Raw genomic sequence first — 18,277 nt, forward strand, 5'->3', positions numbered from 1 at the left:
CCCCGCCCTCGTTTGTGGCCGCACGCTCATTCGATCGGCGGCAGCACGGGCAGCGCACGGTCGACCGCTGCATCATGCAGCGTGTCCGGGAAGCGCGGCAGAATATCGCGTTCGAGGATCTCCAGTTTGGGGGCATAGAGCAGCCGCCAACGACCCGGCACCATCCCGTTTCGCGCGTCGATCAGCGCCGATCGCGTCGCGTTAAGCCGAACCAGCATCTCCACATCGAGCGGGATGACCGCGTTCTGGCAGGTGAAGCACCCCAGCCAGGCCGTGCAGAGTTGGCCCGCACGCTGGCCTTCCGCCGCCCCACCCATCGGATCGGCGCAGATGAAGCCCGAGGCCGACGCACGGCGAACGTCGACGTCAGGCTGTTCGGGTATTTCCGCATCCGGCTCCCCCCGCACGATCTCGACGAACCGGGCCTGCAAGGCGCCAACGGCGATGGCTTGGGCTTGTCGGACGAGCGGCCGATCCACATAACGCTGCGTGGTGTCCGGCGTCGCATGGTTCGCCAGCGCCTGGGTTTTCAGGATATCATGGCCCAGCCTCTCATGCGCCAGCGTCAGCCCAGATGCCCGAAGCGCGGCGATGCTCAGTTGCAAGGGCCTGCCCAGATCGTCTCGCAGATCGTGACGCTTCACGAAGCGCCGGACATGCGCCGATACCAGATAGTTCGGTATCACGCCGACGATCCGCGAGCTGTTCATATTGTCGATCAGGAACAGGCGGTCCCGGTCCTCGGGCCGCGCATGCGGGATGAGCGCAGCCGTCATTGCCAGCACTTGCTCGATCAACGTCGGGACCGAGAAGCTCTTATCCTTGAGGAAGCTGCGCCGTTGTTCGCGGCTCGAGCGCCCTTTGCTCCAGGTGACGAGCACGCGGCCGTCAAGCAGGAGGTGCTCGCTCATGCAGTCGCGACGAAGCAAGCGCAGCGCTTCGGCATTGGCGTAGGTCTGCGCGCCGATCGCGATCATGTAGGGCACGATCGTTTCCGGCATCATGTAGAGATGAGCCGCCACCTTCAGATTGGCGCCATGGCGCAGCATCGCGAAGTGAAGGCGCCACAGTTTCGCTCCCGGCTTCGACATCACCCGCGTCGGTGGCACGATCCCGCCGAACCGATCGCAGATTATCGCAAGCAGAACCCCGATATCGTCCAGATCAAGCCGCGCCAGATCGTCCTCAGCCGCGATCGCGGCACGGTCGAGGCGCGCAAGCGCCGCGCACCCAGCCTGGAACACCGCCCAGCTGGCAGTGATATCGGCGCGGGCTGCGGCTAGCACGCGCTCCATCTCGTTTCGGCTCAGCACCGCTCGAGGCGGTGTCTCGGCATTCTTGCGTGGGAAGGCGTTGAACGGGATATCAAGGTCGGAGTGGGTCAGCTCGGGCCGGTTTCGCTGCAACCATGCGATCAACTGCTTGATGCACGACCATGCCCCATGTCTCGTCGCCTTCACCCAGGGTTTGGTATCGAGCGATGCGATGAACGCGCGCAGCACCGCTGTATCGACGTCACGCATCGACGTGATTGCATCATCATGTTCCTTGATGAACGAGAACCACAGGGGAAGCCGACGATAGGTGCTGATGCGAGTTGACGCTGCTTTGTCGCCAAGATGATGTCGGAACGCCAGCGCCAGCTCGGCCGCCATCGGCACTTTTCCGAACATTGTAAAATCGAACGAACGCTTGAGCGTGCCGTCTGCTTGTACGAAGTTGACGACGAGCGTACCGGGCTCGCTGATCAGCGGGATCGGCGATGGTGCGACCCGATAATTCTTCCGGCGGCGTGCCACTACAGCAGTGCCGCATAGAGATCATCGACTGAGGATTCGATGATCGAGAGGTCGGTTGCGACGACGCGGAGGTAGATCGCTGTGGTCGCAAGATCGGCGTGCCCCATCAACACCTGCAGCGCGAGCAGCGGATTGAGGTCCGGATGGGTTTGTGCCTCGCGCTGCAGGAACCTCAGCATCGCTACCGCGAACGTGTGGCGCAGCGCATGGAACGTCGCCGGTACGCCTGCGCCGTCTGCCGCCGCTTTGAACATCGCGCCAACCCGCCGGGGCGTCATCGGCTGCCCCCTTACGGTCAGGAACAGCGCGTCAGGGTCAGTGGGCCCAGCGCGAGCTTGCATTTTTCTAACCGTGACGGCGCGCTCCTCCCGCACATAAGCCCACGTCCGATCCAGAAGCGTGGGCGGCGGATAGATGACGCGGGCTTTTCCGCCCTTTGTTGCGTCGATTCGCACCGGCATCATCGGTTCGGCGCAGGCCTTCGGAAGAAGGCGGAGTTTCAACCCGGCGATCTCCATGCGCCTTATCCCGGTCGTGACCGCCCATTCGACAACGAGCCGGTCCCTGACCGGCATTTCCGCTATGATCCGCCGGATCGCCGACGGCGCCAGCGGACGCGGCAGCATCGTCACATGGCGCACGGTCAGCTCGTTGACGCGCTCGCGGCCGCCACTCGCATCGATATGAGCGAAGAAGCCTGGCGGGCGGCTTCGCGACAGTGCGACGTCGCTTGCCGTAAACGGCGTTCGATCAATCAGGCCGGTCCCGGCACACCAGTGGTAGAACCGGGCGATGGTGCGCAACCGGCCATTGATCGTACTGCGCGCCAGCGGCTTTTCGTCGTCATCAGGTGGATGCAACATATTGTCCCGGTATGCTGCGATCTCACCAGAGCCGACACTGTCCCAGCGCCAGTCATTCGCCTCAATCGTCTGCCACCAGTCATAGAGCGCTTCGCCGTAGGTGCGCCAGGTCTCGGGGCTGCGCGTCCGCCCACGCACCAGCGCGACATGCATCAGCCAGGCACAGGCCGGCTCGATCAGTCGCATTTTCGCGTCGAGCAGCATCGGCACGCCCAGAACCGATGAGCCATCGGGCCTGAACGTTTCTGCCGAGAACAACAACTCCGCCATACCTCTCCTCGATCGCTGCCGAATGGGGTGGGCCCTCGGGCCCACCCCATTCGGCGAAGAAGGAGAGTGGGGCCTGTGCAGGGTGTCCTTCTGGATAGCCCTGAAAGGACAGAAAGGACATCCTGTGGGCAGGACCTAACACGAGCTGGGGCATGCCAGCGGCCACCCCTCCCGCCTCGGCCGCGACCTCACCGGCGCCTTCGGCACGAAGAAGTATGCGTTCGAGGAGCTGGTGGCGGAGATGAATGCAGCCTTCTGCTGCGCTTCGCTCGGCATCGTCCCAACCGTGCGCCATGCCGACTACATCGGCTCCTGGCTCGAGGTGATGCGCGAGGACAATCGCGCCGTCGTGCGAGCGGCGTCGCAGGCCAGCAAGGCGGCCGACTGGATTCTCGGCTTCCTGCCCGAAGCCGATGCCGGCACCCACGCCGCATCCACAGCGGAGGCGGCGTGATGCTGGACCTCCTCACACCCACGGCTCTCAGCGACGCCCCTGTGCCGGATTCGATCCGGCTCCGGGTGCTCAGCCTCGGCGCCGGCGTGCAGTCGACGACGCTGGCGCTCATGGCCGCCCACGGCGAGGTTGGGCCGATGCCGGATTGCGCCATCTTCTCCGACACCGGCTGGGAGCCGAAGGCCGTCTACGACCACCTGGCCTGGCTCATGTCGCCCAACGTACTGCCGTACCCCGTCCACATCGTCTCGGGCGGCAACATCCGCGACGACCTGATCGCAGGCGCCCAGGGCGCAAGGTGGGCGTCGATCCCCGCCTTCACGCGCAACGTGACGCGCGCAGGCACGGCCATCCCGGTTCTCGATGAAGACGACAATGGCGAACTCATCGTCGTCGGCCAACGCATCGTGGCCACCGACCGCATCGACGTCGGGATGATCCGTCGCCAATGCACCAAGGACTACAAGATCGTGCCGATCCGACGGAAGGTGCGCGAGCTCGTCGGACTCGCGGGCCGCCGCTCGCCCCGCGCTCCCATCGTCGAGCAATGGATCGGGATCTCGCTCGACGAGGCGATCCGCATGAAACCCTCGTTTGAGGACTGGCAGGTCAATCGTTGGCCGCTGATCGAGCGGCGAATGACGCGGCACGACTGCCTCCGTTGGCTGGCACGGCACGACTATCCCGTTCCGCCGAAGAGCGCCTGCATCGGCTGTCCCTTCCACTCCGACGCCCATTGGCGCCGGATGCGGGACAGCGATGCCGAAGCCTGGGCCGACGCTGTTCTTGTCGATCGCGCGATCCGCACCGGCTTTCGCGGCATTCGCGGCCAGGTCTTCCTGCATCGCTCCGCCGTGCCGCTCGACGAGGCCGATCTCTCCAACGCCGGCGATCACCGCCAGCTCGATCTCTGGCCCAACGAGTGTGAAGGCATGTGCGGGGTCTGATTTCCCGGAAATCCGGAAATGCGGAAATGCGGGATTCCGGCTTCGCGTCTTTCCGGTTCGTCGGCTTTGCGGCGCGGTCCTCCGAGAGGAAGAGGGCTGCGCCGGTCTTCGTGACGGGTCGAAAACCGAGAGAGAGTCTCCCGGCGCCCGTCGCGGAGTATATCCCGATGGCCAGTGCCGTTCAGAAGATCACCCTCAGCGCCTCGCGCGACATTCCCCTCAATAAGCTCATCCTCTCCCAGTCGAACGTCCGGCGCGTGAAGGCCGGCGTCTCGATCGAGGACCTCGCCGCCGACATTGCACGTCGCGGCTGCCTGCTCCAGAGCCTCAACGTCCGGCCGGTGCTCGATGCCGATGGCGCCGAGACCGGCATGTTCGAGGTGCCCGCCGGCGGCCGGCGCTTCCAGGCGCTGCAGCTTCTCGTCAAGCAGAAGCGCTTGACGAAGACCGCCCCGATCCCCTGCGTCGTCCGCGATCCCTCGACCGAGATTCTCGCCGAGGACGACTCGCTGGCCGAGAACGTCCAGCGCGTGCCGCTGCACCCGCTCGACCAGTTCCGGGCTTTCCAGACCCTGCGCGAGAAGGGTTTGTCGGATGAAGACATCGCCGCCGCCTATTTCGTCGGCGTGAACGTCGTCAAGCAGCGGCTACGCCTCGCCGCGGTCTCCGGGAAGCTGCTCGACGTCTATGCCGAGGATGGCATCTCGCTCGAACAGCTCATGGCGTTCACCGTGACGACCGATCATGCGCGCCAGGAGCAGGTTTGGGATGCGCTCCAGCGCTCCTATGGCCAGGAGCCGTATCAGATCCGTCGTATGCTGACGGAGAAGACGGTCCGCGCCTCCGACAAGCGCGTGCTGTTCGTCGGCATCGACGCCTACGAGAGCGCCGGAGGCATCGTGATGCGCGATCTCTTCCAGCAGGACGATGGCGGCTGGCTGGAGAATGTCGGCCTTCTCGAAACCCTGGTCACCGAGAAGCTGAAGGCCGAAGCCGAGACCGTCGCAGCCGAGGGCTGGAAGTGGATCGCCGTGGGGATCGAATTTCCCTATGGCCATGACCACGGCCTGCGCCAACTCGACGGTGTGCCGGCCGATCTCACCGACGAGGAGCGCGCCACGCGCGAGGCGCTGCGCACCGAGTACGACCAGCTCGAGGCGCAATATCAGGATGCCGACGAGTTGCCCGACGAGGTGGACCAGCGGCTCGGCGAGATCGAAACCGCGCTTCAGGCGTTCGAAACCCGGCCGCAGATCTTCGATCCGGCTGACATCGCCCGTGCCGGCGTTTTCGTCAGCATCGACCATGACGGCCAGCTCCTGGTCGATCGCGGCTATGTCCGTCCCGAGGACGAGGCGCCGGTCATCGAACCTGACCAGGAAGGCGACGAGTCCTCCGTCGAGCAAGCTGGGACCGACACCGCCACGCCGGCAGTTCAACGCGCCATCATCACCATCGGCGGCCAACCCGAGCCGGAGGACGACGACGATGATGTTGTGAAGCCATTGCCGGATCGGCTGGTCAGCGAGCTGACCGCTTACCGCACGCTGGCGCTCCGCGATGCCGTAGCGAACAACCCGCATGTCGCGATGACGGCGCTCTTGCACAAGCTCTGCCTCGACAGCTTCCAGCACAGCGCCGCGGGCAATTGCCTCGAGGCATCGGTGCGGCAGGTGTTTTTCTCGATCCAGTCTGCCGACCTCAAGGACAGCCCGTCCGCCAAAGCGGTCGCGGAACGGCACGACGCCTGGAAGGCCGACATGCCGAAAGACGAGGCTGCGCTGTGGGATTGGCTCGCTGCACTCGACGACGCCAGCCGGGGCGCGTTGCTGGCGCACTGCGTCTCCTTCGGCGTCAACGCCCTCTATGAAAAGGGCGATCGCTACGGCGGTCCTGGCGTCTCCGTTCACGGCGTCCAGCGTCGTCTCGTCCAGGCCGACCGGCTCGCGCACGCCGTCGGGCTCGACATGGTGGACGCCGGATGGCGGCCGACGGTCGACAATTATCTCGGCCGCGTCACCAAGCCTCGCATCCTGGAAGCGGTACGGGAGGCGAAGGGCGAGCAATCGGCGCAGCTCATCGACCATCTCAAGAAGGCGGACATGGCGAAGGAAGCCGAACGGCTGCTCGACGGCACCGGCTGGCTGCCTGAGCCGCTCCGGGGTTCTGAGGCGATGGGTGCCGACACGGCCGATGCCGACGCCGATGGCGACGAGGAAGCACTCCCCGCCTTTCTCGCCGACGACGAGGACGGCAGCGGCGAGGACGAGACCGACGAGCCCGCTGCGGTCGCCGCCGAGTAACGACCGGGAGCGGGGCGGCACGCGCCGTCCCGCTCATCTCCCTATCCACCTCACTCCGCCCGGCCGTCGCGCCGGGCGATTTTGTTTCAGGAGACAACCATGACGAATCCTTCCGACATCCCCGCAGTCGACAACAACGACCCGTCTGCCTGGGAGGCGAAACGTGCCGCCCAGGACCAACTGCATGCCGAGTTGCAACCGCTAAACAAGACCGCCCTGTTCGATGCACTCGCGGCCGCCGGCGTCACGCACGTCATCGTCAGCTTCGACGGCTATGGCGACAGCGGCCAGATCGAAAATGTCGAGGTGAAAGCCGGGGATACGATCATCACTATGCCCGAAGCCAGGATCGAGGTTGCTGAAGCCGTGTGGGGTCAGCCGGAGCCCGGCCGCACAACGATCAGCATCGCCGACGAGATCGATCGTCTCGTCTACGATCTGCTCGCCGACACCCACTGTGGTTGGGAGAACAACGACGGCGCCTATGGCGATTTCACCTTCGATGTCGCCGAACGGACGATCGCGCTCGATTACAACGAGCGTTACACGGCGTCCGAAAACTACACCCACACATTCTGAGGAGGCAGCGATGGGACATTGCTATCACCATGCGCTCTCTTCGGCGAGGAAGTGGGGCGGCGTCGCGGAAGACTATCTGCCGCTGCACCAATGGTTCGATGAATCGAAGGCGATCACCGCCGACTTCCGGCATCGCGCGCTGCGGCATCATGCCGAGGGCATCTTCATGCTGGAGCGATTCTTCGGCCCGACGATCACCATCTCGACAGGCCGTGTCGTGCCGGTCCGCCTGATCGGCGAACAGCACGTCATCGAAGACCTCGGGTTCATCCCGAGCTTCGCCGACTGGGTTCGCTGCATCCGGCCCGAACCCTGGATGGGTCGCGCGCAGCCGATCCATAAGCTGGTCGATCCGTTCGCGGCAACATCCGGCAATCATGAACCTGCCGCAACCCCCTCGGTGCGGCAAGCTGCCCGAGCGTGAGGAGGACGTCATGAAGATTCAAGCTATCCTCGAATTCGACCTTGAGGACGAAGACGGCCATCCGATCGCGGATCGTCGCGAATATATCTGGGCCGCCGAAGCGACCGACGACGCCATCCGGTCGCGCCTCATGGGCGCGGGATTCCTCGACGCCGATACCCTGATCGGAACCTACACGCTCGACGTTCGTGTGATCGACGGAAAGATCGGCAATCCCGAGCCCGAGCCGCCTGAACCGTCCTAGCCGCAACCACTCCCGTTCTGCTCGCAAAAGCCCGGTCACGCCGGGCTTTTCGCATTTCAAGGAGGTCATCATGGCCAAATTCACCATCGAAACCACCTATAGGCTGCCGATCTTCCGGCAGCACAGCTACGAAGCCGATACACTCGCAGCCGCCTGTCGTCTCGCCATCGAAGACGACGACTGGTCGGACCAGAAGGAAGATTACGAGTCCTCTGGCGAGACCTATGTCACCGGCGCCTGGCCTGGTGACACACAGCCCTACAGCGGGCCGGCGTTAGCAATCCCCACGCAGTTCGGAGAGAGCTTCCAACGCAAGTCCGAGCATTACGAGGTCCTGCTCGGGCTCCTCAAAGTCTTCGCGCACGCGCCCGAGGGCGGCCCGGCTGACGCAGCGTACTGGCGTGAGCGTGCAGACGCTGCGATCGCGAAGGCCGAAGCCATTCTCGCAGACGCGAGAGACCCTGACTGACAGCGCCAGCCATTCCCTTCCACCCGCCCGGCCATTGTGCCGGGTTTGTTGTTTCTGGAGACACCCCATGGCCGATTACTTCGAACAGACCGTGATCCAGCAGACCATTCCCGATGCCGACATGACGCCGCTCGAACGGCTGCTTTTGTCACGCATCTTCGGCTGTGAGCCGGATCACGACGGCTGGTATTTCTTCGCCGAGGAAAGCCCCTCGACGATGATCTTCGCGACGCGCGCCGAGCTTGAAGCGGCGCTCGGCGCTGCCCCGGAACCGGACAGCGCCGCTCATCGCCATGTCGTCGAGCAACTCGCCGAGCTTGATCCCGACGACACGGAAGTCGAGCTCGATCTGAGCGGCACGTCCTGGGAATTCTTCTTTCAAGACATCGTCAAGCGGTCGAAGACGTTGCGTTATGTCAGCGTCGTCGCGGCCTTCACCTGCAGCAAGATGCGACCGGACGGCTTCGGCGGCATGGCGGTCCTCATCACGCCGGACACGATCATCGGCAAGTCGACCAACGATCTCATCGAGGACTTCCTCGCTGAAGCTGGCCTCGATGACTCGGATGGGGCTGGCCTGAAACGACCCGATCCAACGCCGCCGTCCGACCAAGAAGAGTGAGAGGCGGGCCGGGACGCGGGTAAGCCCGGAGGTCGGAGGAGAGCGCGGCCTTGGGGCTTGCCCGCGATCCGCTCTCGGAGTCCCCACCATGTCCAAGACCATCGTCTTCGATTTCCGGCGCCGTGTCTGCTACGACGCGCCGGCAAAGCGCGCGTTTCACAGTCACGCCCGCCACCAGCTCAAACGGCTTGCCGACGCCCTCGGCCTGTCGCCCGCCGCTTACGATCTACGCTCCAACCAGGGCGGCATAGCCGTCTCCGGCGAAGTCACGCTGCACGCCGATCACCTCTATGTGCAGGCGTGCCAGCCGGCCACCGGCCACGACACCGGCGTCCTCTTCCGCACCTGCGAGGGGCGGAAGGACTACCACGGCGGTCCCAACAACTTCGCCTCCCTGGACCTTCTCAATCGCCCGCGGGACCTCGCGGCCCGGATCCGGGAGGTGTGTCGTGTTTGATCGTCTCAAAGCAGCATGCCCGCGTGTCGCCGACCGCATCGCCCATTGGCGTTTTCGCGCACGCCATCGCCTGGCGCGTCTGTCGCGCGCCTGGGCGTATTTTCGCGGCTGTCTCGACCCCGACGGGGCTCAGCGGATCATGCTCGATTGCGAGTATCCGGCCGGCTGGCATCCGCTTCTCGTTCTGACCGTCGAGGACACGCTCGCAGAAGCGCGCGAGGTTTTCGCCGATCACCCGGACCTGCCGCGCTTCATCAACGATGGCTGTGCGCGCGTCGCCGGCAAATGGGAATCCTACAACGACGAACTCTATATGGCTCGACGGTGGGCGATCGACCTTGCCGCCGACTACGCCGCTTCAGAAGGCGTCGCGCTCACATGCCTCGAAAACGAGAGCGATCACACAGCGCCCGGCGCCGGAGCCGACGAACACGCCGCGGTTTCAAAGGAAGGAGACGCGCCATGACCGAGTACATCGTCAAGATCGGCTTCTGGTTGCGCGCCTATGACGGCTTCACCATCGACGCCGAATCGGATGCCGACGCCATCGACAAGGCTAAGGCCGCCGCAAAGCGCGCGATGGAGTCGGGCGCCCATCCCGAGCACATCGACATCGAGGAACGGCGAGAAGGCGTGATCGCCTTCATCGACCGCGTTGCCCCCGATGGCCGCCACCCCGTGATCGAGGATGTCGAATTCGACGACGACCGCATCCACGACGGCCCAACCGGCTGATCTCCCAATCACAGCAATTCCAGGAAGCCCGGCCTTCGCGCCGGGCTTCGTCGTTTCAGGAGGCCATCATGGCTGATTTCTTCACGCACTTCTCATGCGTGCTCGATGTCGGCACACCCGACAACGCAGCGCGCGCCCTCGATCTCTACAATGCGCTGATGCAGGAGAACGCGCAGGAGGATCCACCTGCGGACGCTTTTCTCATCTCCATCCAGCCGGAGCACGGTGGTGCCGTGCTCTGGATCCGTGATGACGTGACCGGCGATCCGCAAACAGTCATCACGTTTGTCCTTCGGTGTGCGGAAGCCTTCGACCTTAAGGGCCGCTGGGGCTTTCAATGGGCCAACACATGCTCGCGGCCACGCATCGACGCCTTCGGTGGCGGCGCTCATGTTCTCGATCTCGCCACCCGCGAGACGATCGCTTGGACCTCTACAAGCGGCTGGCTGGCGCGAACTCTGTCATCCGCCCGAGGAAAGCGAAGCGGGCGATGAGCATTCCCGATCACGCGACCGCCAACTTTCAGACGCTGCTCCGCGCCGCGGCCGACGGCAACCTCGCCCTCATGGAATGCGCCGACGCAGCGACCGGCGAGACCCGCTACGTCATCTGCGCCGTCGGGCGCGATGGCCCGGATTTCCTATTCACGCCGTTCGGCCACCTGGCTGACGGCAATCCCTACGACGCCTATGTGCCGCCGGCTTCAACCCTGCCGGACGAGCAGGCCTCCTGACACCCTCGCGCCGCGACCTGTCTGGACGCGGCGGCCCGTCGGTCAAGCCGTTCCCGCATCGCCGGTTGAACCACGAAAAACCAATGAGAACTACGTCTACGCCGCAGCCCCTTCAATCCCGACGTAGGCAAACTAGCGAGCAACGACCTGAGTTACGCTATTTCTAAGACGCCTTTGGTGGCAAATTGCTGAAATAGGGCGTCAAATTCTTGCGGTGAGATTTTGGCTCCTTTGTCGAGCCACCAAGTCAACAACGCCATATACCCACCCACGACAAATTGCACCGCAGCTTCAAGGGGCATGGGTCCGCTGGGCTTCCCTCTGCGCCATGAAACAAGCTCATCCCGTACCACACTCGTCAGTAGTTCCTCGATGTGCTGGAGACTGAAAGCGCCACCACGCCCGCCGGCGAGTGCTCTGTAGAGCGCTAAGTGATCTTTCGCGTGTTGGAACATGGGGAGACTGAAGCTGAACATTGTCTTTCCTGGCGATGCGAGTCGTGTGCGTCCATGTTCTTCCAGAAGGCCGTGCAATGCTTCTTCCAGCCCGCGCCGCTTAAGATCATCCTTGCTGGTATAGTGTGCATAGAAGGTCGATCGGCCTACATTGGCAACGTCGCAGATGTCTTCGACCGTTATCGTTTCATAACGCTTCTTCATGATGAGCGTTATGAGGGCCTGTTGCAGGGTCGTCCGCGTGCGACTGACGCGACGGTCTATCGTTTTTCCTGCCATTCTCGACCACTATTCCCGGTCATATCATCCGATTTGTGCGGTTAAGGACGCTGGAGCCGACCCGTGCATTGACGTGATTCCGGACAGTGTGTCTTGTTCTGGGCTCCGTGTCCACGATTTCAGCGGCAACCCAAATGTCCGATCCGCCAATCCACGACCCACCCCGTTGGGTGAAGCGATTCAAGTTCACCATCGTCGTGCTGCTGCTATTATTTGTCCTGCATCTGGTCGTGATGTGGCTACTCGGTCACTCAATCGCCGACATGATCGGGCACATACCGCCGGCGTCGCGATGATGATGTCACCTGGTCTGCGCAAGTTGGCGCTCACGGTGCATGTTACATTGTCAGTCGGGTTGCTTGGCACAATCGCGGCATTCGCCGCTCTAGCCCTATCGGGCATTGTCCGCGGCGACGACCTAACGGTTCGTGTCGTCTATCCGGCGATGAAGCTGATAGCTGACGATCTCGTCATACCGTTTGCATTTGGCGCTCTTGTGACCGGCGTCATCCAATCGGTCGGCACCTCGTGGGGATTGTTCAAACACTATTGGGTGCTTTTCAAGCTCCTTCTTACCGCGTTCGCGACCATCATCCTGCTGCTGAAGCTTCCATTGATTGATGATGCTGCGCGGTTGGCCACTGAAACGACATTACACCAAGACCAGATCCATATTGTGGGAGTCCAGCTTGTCGTCCACGCGATAGCTGGCATGCTCGTGCTGTTCGTGCCCGTAGTTCTTTCGATTTGTAAGCCGAAGGGGATGACCCGGTATGGGCTGCAAAAGCAACACAACCGCAGTACGCTGCCGCATGGCAAAAAGGGCGGGCAACGCACCCATTTAGGCGCCAGTTAGGCGTCAGGCCTTCATGCATTGCGCTGCCCTTTGAAGGCTGACGTAAGCCGCATCCATCGCCGAATCACCGCAGCGGGCTCAGGAGGCGATCGGCAATCCGCAAGGTTCTCATCAAGCGTCATACGGGCGTGCCGTGAAGGCAGCCGCGTGACGAGAGGGAGAGTTTGGCCGGGACGGGTTTGAGCCGGTGCGGTTCAGAGAGAGCGCCGGCCGGCTCGCCCGTGTCCCGCTCTCCCGAGGTCTCTTCTCATGTCGCATCCTTCTGCCTCTGCGGCCGCACCAGCAGCCGCGTCGATCCCGTGCGCCCGCACGGATGCTCCCGCGCCACGCCTCGCCGAGGCCGCGCGGCTTCTTCTTCCCCACATCGAGCAAGGGCGGCGCGTCGAAGCCGTCATCCTGCGCACGGCAATGGAGCAAGCCTTCGGCGGCTCCGACACGTCCGGCGCGTGGGACTGGAAGACAGGCTACGACGCCTGCGAAGCGGCCACGGTTCTGTTTCTCCGTCGATACGGCAAGCCGCTTTTCCGCAAGGCCGGCTCTGTGGCTGCGGCGCTGCCGCAGCTCGCAAAGGTCGCGAGCCTTCTTCCCACCCATACACGGCGGTCCGAGGAGAGCCAGGCGCTTCAGCAGTTCTCGACACCGATCCCGCTCGGCCTCGCCGCGCTCCGCGCCGCCGGCATCGCGCCCGGCGATCGCGTCCTGGAGCCGTCCGCCGGCACCGGCCTCCTCGCGATCCTGGCCGAGATCGCCGGCGGCGCGCTCGTCCTCAATGAGCTGGCCGAGACCCGGGCCGATCTGCTCACGCATCTCTTCCCCAACTTTTGCGTGACGCGCTTCGATGCGGCGCAGATCGATGATCACCTCGATCCCGCCATCACGCCGACCGCCGTACTGATGAATCCACCGTTCTCGGCGATGGCGAACGTCAGCGGCCGGATGACGGATGCCGCCTACCGCCATGTCGCTTCGGCGCTGGCGCGTCTCGCCGACGGCGGCCGGCTGGTCGCGATCACCGGCGCGAACTTCGGCCCCGAGACACCATCCTGGCGCGATGCCTTCGAGCGCCTCCAGGAGCGCGGCACCGTCGTCTTCACCGCGGCGATCGACGGATCGGTCTATGCCAAGCACGGCACGACCATCGAGACGCGCCTCACCGTGATCGACAAGGCGCCCGCGTCCGATCCGGCGCAGTTTCCGGCGTCCGCTGGGATCGCGCCGGACGCCGCCACGCTACTCGGCTGGATCGCCGAGCGTGTCCCGCCGCGTCGCCCGGTTGCCGGATTGCTCGCCACGCCGACCGCCGGCGGTGTCGCAACGCCTCGAACCGTTCGCGGCTATCTCGCGCGCGCTGCCACGAGGCAGCAGGCAGCGGTGATTGCCGAGCCCGAGGGCGTCGAGCTTTCCTACGAGACCGTGGAATGGACACCGCCCGAGGGCGTCCGTCTCACGGATGCGCTTTATGAAGAATACGGATTGCAGTCGATCCGTATTCCCGGCTCGCAGGCCCATCCGACCAAGCTGGTGCAATCGGCGGCGATGGCGTCGGTCGCGCCGCCAAAGCCCTCTTACCGCCCGCATCTCCCCACAACTCTTGTCGGCGATGGCCTGCTGTCCGATGCACAGCTCGAAAGCGTCATTTATGCCGGCGAAGCGCATTCGGACTTCCTGGCAGGCGCATGGAACGTCGACGAGACCTTCGACCTCGTCACCGCCGCGCGCGACGACGCCGAGAACGCCGTACGCTTCCGTCGCGGCTGGTTCCTCGGCGACGGCACCGGCGCGGGCAAGGGCCGCCAGGTCGCGGGCATCCTGCTCGACCACTGGCTGAAGGGCCGCCGCCGTGCTTTGTGGATCAGCAAATCCGACAAGCTGATCGAGGACGCACAGCGCGACTGGTCGGCGCTCGGCATGGAGCGGCTGCTAGTCACGCCGCTCTCGCGCTTCCGCCAGGGCACGCCCATCCGCCTCGCGGAAGGCATCCTATTTACGACCTATGCCACGCTGCGCACCGATGATCGCGGCGAGAAGCTTTCGCGCGTCCGCCAGATCGTCGAATGGTTGGGCTCCGATTTCGACGGAGTGATCATTTTCGACGAGAGCCATGCGATGCAGAACGCCGTCGGCGGCAAGGGCGAGCGCGGCGACCAGGCGCCGTCGCAACAGGGACGCGCGGGCTTGCGTCTTCAGCACGCCCTACCGAACGCCCGCGTCGTCTATGTCTCGGCGACCGGCGCCACGACGGTCCACAATCTGGCCTATGCCCAGCGCCTCGGGCTCTGGGGCGGCGAGGACTTTCCGTTCGCCACGCGCGCCGAATTCGTCGAGGCGATCGAGGATGGCGGCGTCGCGGCGATGGAAGTGCTGGCGCGCGATCTCAAGGCGCTCGGGCTCTATGCGGCGCGTTCGCTCTCCTATGAGGGCGTCGAATACGAGCTGATCGAGCACCAGCTCACACCCGAACAGATCCGCATTTACGACGCCTATGCCGGCGCGTTCTCGATCATCCATAACAATCTCGACGCCGCGATGCAGGCGGCCAACATCACCGGCGAGACCGGCACGCTGAACGCCCAGGCCAAGGCCGCCGCGCGCTCGGCCTTCGAAAGCGCCAAGCAACGCTTCTTCGGTCATCTTCTCACCTCGATGAAAACGCCGTCGCTGATCGGCGCGATCGAGCGCGATCTCGACGCCGGCCACGCCGCCGTCATCCAGATCGTCTCGACGGGCGAGGCGCTGATGGAACGGCGCCTCGCCGAAATCCCAACGGAGGACTGGGGCGACGTCCAGGTTGACATCACGCCGCGCGAATATGTGCTCGACTACCTCGCCCACTCCTTCCCGGTGCAGCTCTATGAGCCGTTCACCGACTCGGAAGGCAATCTCTCGTCGCGGCCGGTCTATCGCGACGGCCAGCCGGTCGAGAGCCGCGAGGCCGTCGCGCGCCGTGACCGCCTGATCGAGAAGCTCGCCTCGTTACCGCCCGTGCCCGGCGCGCTCGACCAGATCGTCCAGCGCTTCGGCACCGACATGGTCGCCGAAGTCACCGGCCGCTCGCGCCGCGTGATCCGCAAGGGCGACCGCCTAATGGTCGAGAACCGCGCAGCATCGGCGAACCTCGCCGAGACCGCCGCCTTCATGGACGACGCCAAGCGCATTCTCGTTTTCAGCGACGCCGGCGGCACCGGGCGGAGTTATCACGCCGAGCTGTCGGCGCGGAATCGCAGGCTGCGCGTCCATTACCTGCTCGAGCCCGGATGGAAGGCGGACGCCGCCATCCAGGGCCTCGGCCGAACGAACCGCACCAACCAGGCGCAGCCGCCGCTCTTCCGGCCGATCGCGACCGACGTGAAGGCGGAGAAGCGCTTCCTCTCCACCATCGCGCGCCGCCTCGACACCCTGGGCGCGATCACACGTGGTCAACGCCAAACCGGCGGCCAAGGGTTATTCAGACCCGAAGACAATCTCGAAAGCCACTACGGCCGCGATGCGCTCCGCCAGCTCTACATGCTGCTGGTGCGCGGCAAGGTCGAAGGCTGCTCGCTTCAGACCTTCGAGGCCTCGACCGGGCTGAAGCTGATGGACGCCAACGGCATCAAGGATGAGCTGCCGCCGATCACGACCTTCCTCAACAGAATGCTGGCGCTGACCATCGAGTTGCAGAACGTGTTGTTCACCGCGTTCGAGCAATTGCTCACCGCCCGCATCGAGGGCGCGATCGCATCCGGCACTTACGACGCCGGTCTGGAGACGTTGCGCGCCGAGAGCTTCGTCGTCGCCGACCGAAGCGTCATCTACAGCCATCCCGCCACCGGCGCCGAGACCCGGCTGCTCACCATCACCGAACGCCGCCGCAACCAGCCCGTGACGCTGGACGAGGCGCTCGATCGTCTCTGCGATCCGCGCGCGGTCCTGCTCTTCAACGAGCGCTCGGGCCGCGCCGCCGTCCAGGTCCCGGCGCCGAGCCTTATGCTCGACGACGGCGAGATCGAGCGCCGCGTCCGCCTGATCCGGCCGATGGAGCATCACAGCCTGCCGCTGAAGGTGATGGCGGAAAGCCACTGGACCGAAGCCGACCGCGAACGCTTCGCGGCGGCGTGGCAGACCGAACTCGGCGAAGTGCCCACGTTCACCGACAGCACCATCCACGTCGTCGCCGGTTTGCTCCTGCCGATCTGGAAACGGCTGCCGAACGAGTCGACGCGCGTCTATCGGCTTCAGACCGATGCCGGCGAGCGCATCATCGGCCGCAAGGTCTCGCCCGCCTGGGTCGCGACCGCCCTCGCGGCCGGCGCTCCGACATTGACGCCGGACGCTGCCTTCGTTGCTCTCATGGACGGCCGGACCGTCCTCGATCTCGCCGAAGGCCTCCAGCTCCGCCGCGTGCGCGTGATGGGCGCGAACCGCATCGAACTGTCCGGATTCAACGACACGATGCGCGACCGGCTGAAGGCTTACGGCCTCTTCCACGAGATCATCTCCTGGAAGCTGCGCATGTTCGTGCCAACCGATGCGAGTGGGATCGCGGTGCTGGCGAAGGTGCTCAATCGCTATCCGGTCGAGCGCGTCGGCGAGCGCGAGGCCGCGTGATGCCGCGCGACGCTTCCGACCTGGCGCACCGTCTCGCGCGCGACGCCGAGACGGTCTGCCGTCACTATCTCTCCAACGGCCGTCGCGAAGGCCGCTACTGGCTCGTCGGCGATGCCCGCAACACGCCGGGCCGGTCGATGTACGTCCGCTTGAAGGAGTCGCCGAAAGGGCCGGCCGGCAAGTGGACCGACGCCGCGACCGGCGAGCATGGGGATCTGCTCGATGTCATCCGCGAAAGCTGCGGCCTCATCGACTTCCACGACGTCGCTGACGAAGCACGCCGCTTCCTGAGCCTGCCTCATCCCGAACCAGCGTCCGATCGTTCGCGCGTCCGGACACCCAATGCACCGACCGGCTCGCCGGAGGCAGCACGGCGATTGTTCGCCATGTCGCAGCCGCCGATGCACACTCTCGTCGAGACGTATTTGCGTAATCGCGGCATTACGCCTTTGCACGAAGACGGCGCATTGCGATTCCACCCGCGTTGCTACTATCGGCCCGACGACACTTCGCCGACCGAGACCTGGCCCGCGATGATCGCGCGCGTCACCGATCTCGATGGACGCATCACCGGCGCGCATCGCACCTGGCTCGAGCCCGATGGCTTCGATTCGGTCCGTCTCGGCAAGGCGCCGATCGACACGCCGCGACGGGCGATGGGCGACCTTCTCGGTAACGCCGTGCGCTTCGGTGTGGCCAATGATGTGCTCGCGGCCGGCGAAGGCATCGAGACCATGCTGTCGTTGCGCTGCGTGCTGCCAACCCTGCCGATGGCCGCCGCTCTTTCGGCCAACCACCTCGCCGCTCTTTTGCTCCCGCCGACTCTGCGCCGGCTCTATATCGCGCGCGACAATGATGCGGCCGGCGACGGGGCGGCGATGGCTCTGACCGAGCGCGCCCAATCGGCCGGTATCGAGGCGATCACTTGGTCGCCCAGGCGTGGCGACTTCAACGAGGATCTCCGCGGGTTCGGCCTCGACGCACTTCAGGCAGCCTTGCGGGTCGAACTCATCCCGCAGGACGTCGCCCGTTTCCTGCTGATGGCGACTGCCGAGACGGGGTGAAGCACGGCGGTTCGAGCGTCGTCGCTGTCGGTCGAGGCGAGGCCCCAAGAGCCGGACAGAGTCCGCGCCCTGGCCTTCTAGAGGGCGATCGGACCAGAAGCGGCCCGGCCCGGCAACCTCGTGGACCGGCTATTTTC

The 18,277-nt window shown here is 64.8% G+C and carries 18 protein-coding genes and 1 pseudogene; 16 read left to right on the forward strand and 3 right to left on the reverse strand.

All coding sequences use genetic code 11. The annotated features are described in order from the left end of the window. Positions 1-26 precede the first annotated feature (26 nt). Positions 27-1,799 carry a site-specific integrase gene (locus ACLB0R_RS02315; RefSeq protein WP_184107145.1) on the reverse strand — a complete coding sequence of 591 codons (1,773 nt, stop codon included), beginning with the start codon at positions 1,797-1,799 and terminating at the stop codon, positions 27-29. Beyond that, complete coding sequence (locus ACLB0R_RS02320) at positions 1,799-2,932, reverse strand: tyrosine-type recombinase/integrase (protein ID WP_184107147.1); 1,134 nt, start codon at positions 2,930-2,932, stop codon at positions 1,799-1,801. The genes ACLB0R_RS02315 and ACLB0R_RS02320 overlap by 1 nt, the downstream gene beginning before the upstream one ends. 139 nt (positions 2,933-3,071) lie before the next feature. On the opposite strand from ACLB0R_RS02320, the pseudogene ACLB0R_RS02325 reads away from it, so the two are divergent. From ACLB0R_RS02325 to ACLB0R_RS02385, 13 genes and pseudogenes are all read left to right on the forward strand, one after another. After that, positions 3,072-3,386, forward strand: a pseudogene (locus ACLB0R_RS02325) (zincin-like metallopeptidase domain-containing protein); the annotation flags it as partial. After that, positions 3,386-4,333, forward strand: a complete 948-nt coding sequence (locus tag ACLB0R_RS02330; RefSeq protein ID WP_416641765.1) for a hypothetical protein — start codon at positions 3,386-3,388, stop codon at positions 4,331-4,333. The pseudogene ACLB0R_RS02325 and the gene ACLB0R_RS02330, both read left to right, overlap by 1 nt. A gap of 167 nt (positions 4,334-4,500) precedes the next feature. After that, positions 4,501-6,636, forward strand: coding sequence for a ParB/RepB/Spo0J family partition protein (locus tag ACLB0R_RS02335; RefSeq protein WP_416643077.1), 2,136 nt, complete (start codon positions 4,501-4,503; stop codon positions 6,634-6,636). 99 nt (positions 6,637-6,735) lie between these two features. After that, positions 6,736-7,215 (forward strand): DUF6878 family protein, encoded by a 480-nt coding sequence (locus tag ACLB0R_RS02340; protein WP_416641766.1) that lies wholly within the window; start codon positions 6,736-6,738, stop codon positions 7,213-7,215. 10 nt (positions 7,216-7,225) lie between these two features. Beyond that, positions 7,226-7,639 (forward strand): DUF6915 family protein, encoded by a 414-nt coding sequence (locus tag ACLB0R_RS02345; RefSeq protein WP_416641767.1) that lies wholly within the window; start codon positions 7,226-7,228, stop codon positions 7,637-7,639. A gap of 10 nt (positions 7,640-7,649) precedes the next feature. Beyond that, positions 7,650-7,883 (forward strand): hypothetical protein, encoded by a 234-nt coding sequence (locus ACLB0R_RS02350; RefSeq protein ID WP_416641768.1) that lies wholly within the window; start codon positions 7,650-7,652, stop codon positions 7,881-7,883. Between the two features lie 70 nt (positions 7,884-7,953). Continuing rightward, a complete protein-coding gene (locus tag ACLB0R_RS02355) occupies positions 7,954-8,352 on the forward strand; it encodes a hypothetical protein (protein ID WP_416641769.1) in 399 nt (132 codons plus the stop codon). Positions 8,353-8,419: 67 nt separating this feature from the next. Beyond that, entirely contained in the window at positions 8,420-8,974 is a 555-nt protein-coding gene (locus ACLB0R_RS02360) for a hypothetical protein (RefSeq protein WP_416641770.1), read from the forward strand. Between the two features lie 88 nt (positions 8,975-9,062). Further along, complete coding sequence (locus ACLB0R_RS02365) at positions 9,063-9,431, forward strand: hypothetical protein (RefSeq protein ID WP_416641771.1); 369 nt, start codon at positions 9,063-9,065, stop codon at positions 9,429-9,431. Then, complete coding sequence (locus ACLB0R_RS02370) at positions 9,424-9,897, forward strand: hypothetical protein (protein ID WP_416641772.1); 474 nt, start codon at positions 9,424-9,426, stop codon at positions 9,895-9,897. The genes ACLB0R_RS02365 and ACLB0R_RS02370 overlap by 8 nt, the downstream gene beginning before the upstream one ends. Continuing rightward, positions 9,894-10,166: a hypothetical protein gene (locus tag ACLB0R_RS02375; protein ID WP_416641773.1), complete on the forward strand. Its 273-nt coding sequence runs from the start codon at positions 9,894-9,896 to the stop codon at positions 10,164-10,166. Before ACLB0R_RS02370 ends, ACLB0R_RS02375 begins: the two co-directional genes overlap by 4 nt. A 68-nt stretch (positions 10,167-10,234) precedes the next feature. Further along, positions 10,235-10,660, forward strand: coding sequence for a hypothetical protein (locus ACLB0R_RS02380; protein WP_416641774.1), 426 nt, complete (start codon positions 10,235-10,237; stop codon positions 10,658-10,660). Next, positions 10,657-10,899, forward strand: coding sequence for a DUF6117 family protein (locus tag ACLB0R_RS02385; RefSeq protein ID WP_416641775.1), 243 nt, complete (start codon positions 10,657-10,659; stop codon positions 10,897-10,899). The genes ACLB0R_RS02380 and ACLB0R_RS02385 overlap by 4 nt, the downstream gene beginning before the upstream one ends. Before the next feature lie 152 nt (positions 10,900-11,051). Here the strand turns inward: ACLB0R_RS02385 and ACLB0R_RS02390 are convergent, their stop codons facing one another. Next, the gene (locus ACLB0R_RS02390) at positions 11,052-11,558 is read right to left on the reverse strand and encodes a TetR/AcrR family transcriptional regulator (RefSeq protein ID WP_416641776.1); all 507 of its coding nucleotides are present in this window, start codon (positions 11,556-11,558) and stop codon (positions 11,052-11,054) included. 241 nt (positions 11,559-11,799) lie between these two features. On the opposite strand from ACLB0R_RS02390, the gene ACLB0R_RS02395 reads away from it, so the two are divergent. From ACLB0R_RS02395 to ACLB0R_RS02405, 3 genes are all read left to right on the forward strand, one after another. Then, the gene (locus ACLB0R_RS02395; RefSeq protein WP_416641777.1) at positions 11,800-12,489 is read left to right on the forward strand and encodes a hypothetical protein; all 690 of its coding nucleotides are present in this window, start codon (positions 11,800-11,802) and stop codon (positions 12,487-12,489) included. Positions 12,490-12,738: 249 nt separating this feature from the next. Further along, positions 12,739-17,076 (forward strand): strawberry notch-like NTP hydrolase domain-containing protein, encoded by a 4,338-nt coding sequence (locus ACLB0R_RS02400; protein WP_416641778.1) that lies wholly within the window; start codon positions 12,739-12,741, stop codon positions 17,074-17,076. Beyond that, a complete protein-coding gene (locus ACLB0R_RS02405; RefSeq protein WP_434953826.1) occupies positions 17,076-18,140 on the forward strand; it encodes a DUF7146 domain-containing protein in 1,065 nt (354 codons plus the stop codon). The genes ACLB0R_RS02400 and ACLB0R_RS02405 overlap by 1 nt, the downstream gene beginning before the upstream one ends. Positions 18,141-18,277: the final 137 nt, after the last annotated feature.

Origin of the sequence: Sphingomonas sp. GlSt437 (genome assembly GCF_048015635.2) — a bacterium.
Taxonomy (GTDB): Bacteria; Pseudomonadota; Alphaproteobacteria; order Sphingomonadales; family Sphingomonadaceae; genus Sphingomonas.

Coding starts and splice junctions, on each gene's coding strand:
- ACLB0R_RS02320 (WP_184107147.1), bottom strand. CDS start 2,932: ATGGCGGAGTTGTTGTTCTCGGCAGAAACGTTCAGGCCCGATGGCTCA.
- ACLB0R_RS02330 (WP_416641765.1), top strand. CDS start 3,386: ATGCTGGACCTCCTCACACCCACGGCTCTCAGCGACGCCCCTGTGCCG.
- ACLB0R_RS02335 (WP_416643077.1), top strand. CDS start 4,501: ATGGCCAGTGCCGTTCAGAAGATCACCCTCAGCGCCTCGCGCGACATT.
- ACLB0R_RS02340 (WP_416641766.1), top strand. CDS start 6,736: ATGACGAATCCTTCCGACATCCCCGCAGTCGACAACAACGACCCGTCT.
- ACLB0R_RS02345 (WP_416641767.1), top strand. CDS start 7,226: ATGGGACATTGCTATCACCATGCGCTCTCTTCGGCGAGGAAGTGGGGC.
- ACLB0R_RS02350 (WP_416641768.1), top strand. CDS start 7,650: ATGAAGATTCAAGCTATCCTCGAATTCGACCTTGAGGACGAAGACGGC.
- ACLB0R_RS02355 (WP_416641769.1), top strand. CDS start 7,954: ATGGCCAAATTCACCATCGAAACCACCTATAGGCTGCCGATCTTCCGG.
- ACLB0R_RS02360 (WP_416641770.1), top strand. CDS start 8,420: ATGGCCGATTACTTCGAACAGACCGTGATCCAGCAGACCATTCCCGAT.
- ACLB0R_RS02365 (WP_416641771.1), top strand. CDS start 9,063: ATGTCCAAGACCATCGTCTTCGATTTCCGGCGCCGTGTCTGCTACGAC.
- ACLB0R_RS02375 (WP_416641773.1), top strand. CDS start 9,894: ATGACCGAGTACATCGTCAAGATCGGCTTCTGGTTGCGCGCCTATGAC.
- ACLB0R_RS02380 (WP_416641774.1), top strand. CDS start 10,235: ATGGCTGATTTCTTCACGCACTTCTCATGCGTGCTCGATGTCGGCACA.
- ACLB0R_RS02385 (WP_416641775.1), top strand. CDS start 10,657: ATGAGCATTCCCGATCACGCGACCGCCAACTTTCAGACGCTGCTCCGC.
- ACLB0R_RS02390 (WP_416641776.1), bottom strand. CDS start 11,558: ATGAAGAAGCGTTATGAAACGATAACGGTCGAAGACATCTGCGACGTT.
- ACLB0R_RS02400 (WP_416641778.1), top strand. CDS start 12,739: ATGTCGCATCCTTCTGCCTCTGCGGCCGCACCAGCAGCCGCGTCGATC.
- ACLB0R_RS02405 (WP_434953826.1), top strand. CDS start 17,076: ATGCCGCGCGACGCTTCCGACCTGGCGCACCGTCTCGCGCGCGACGCC.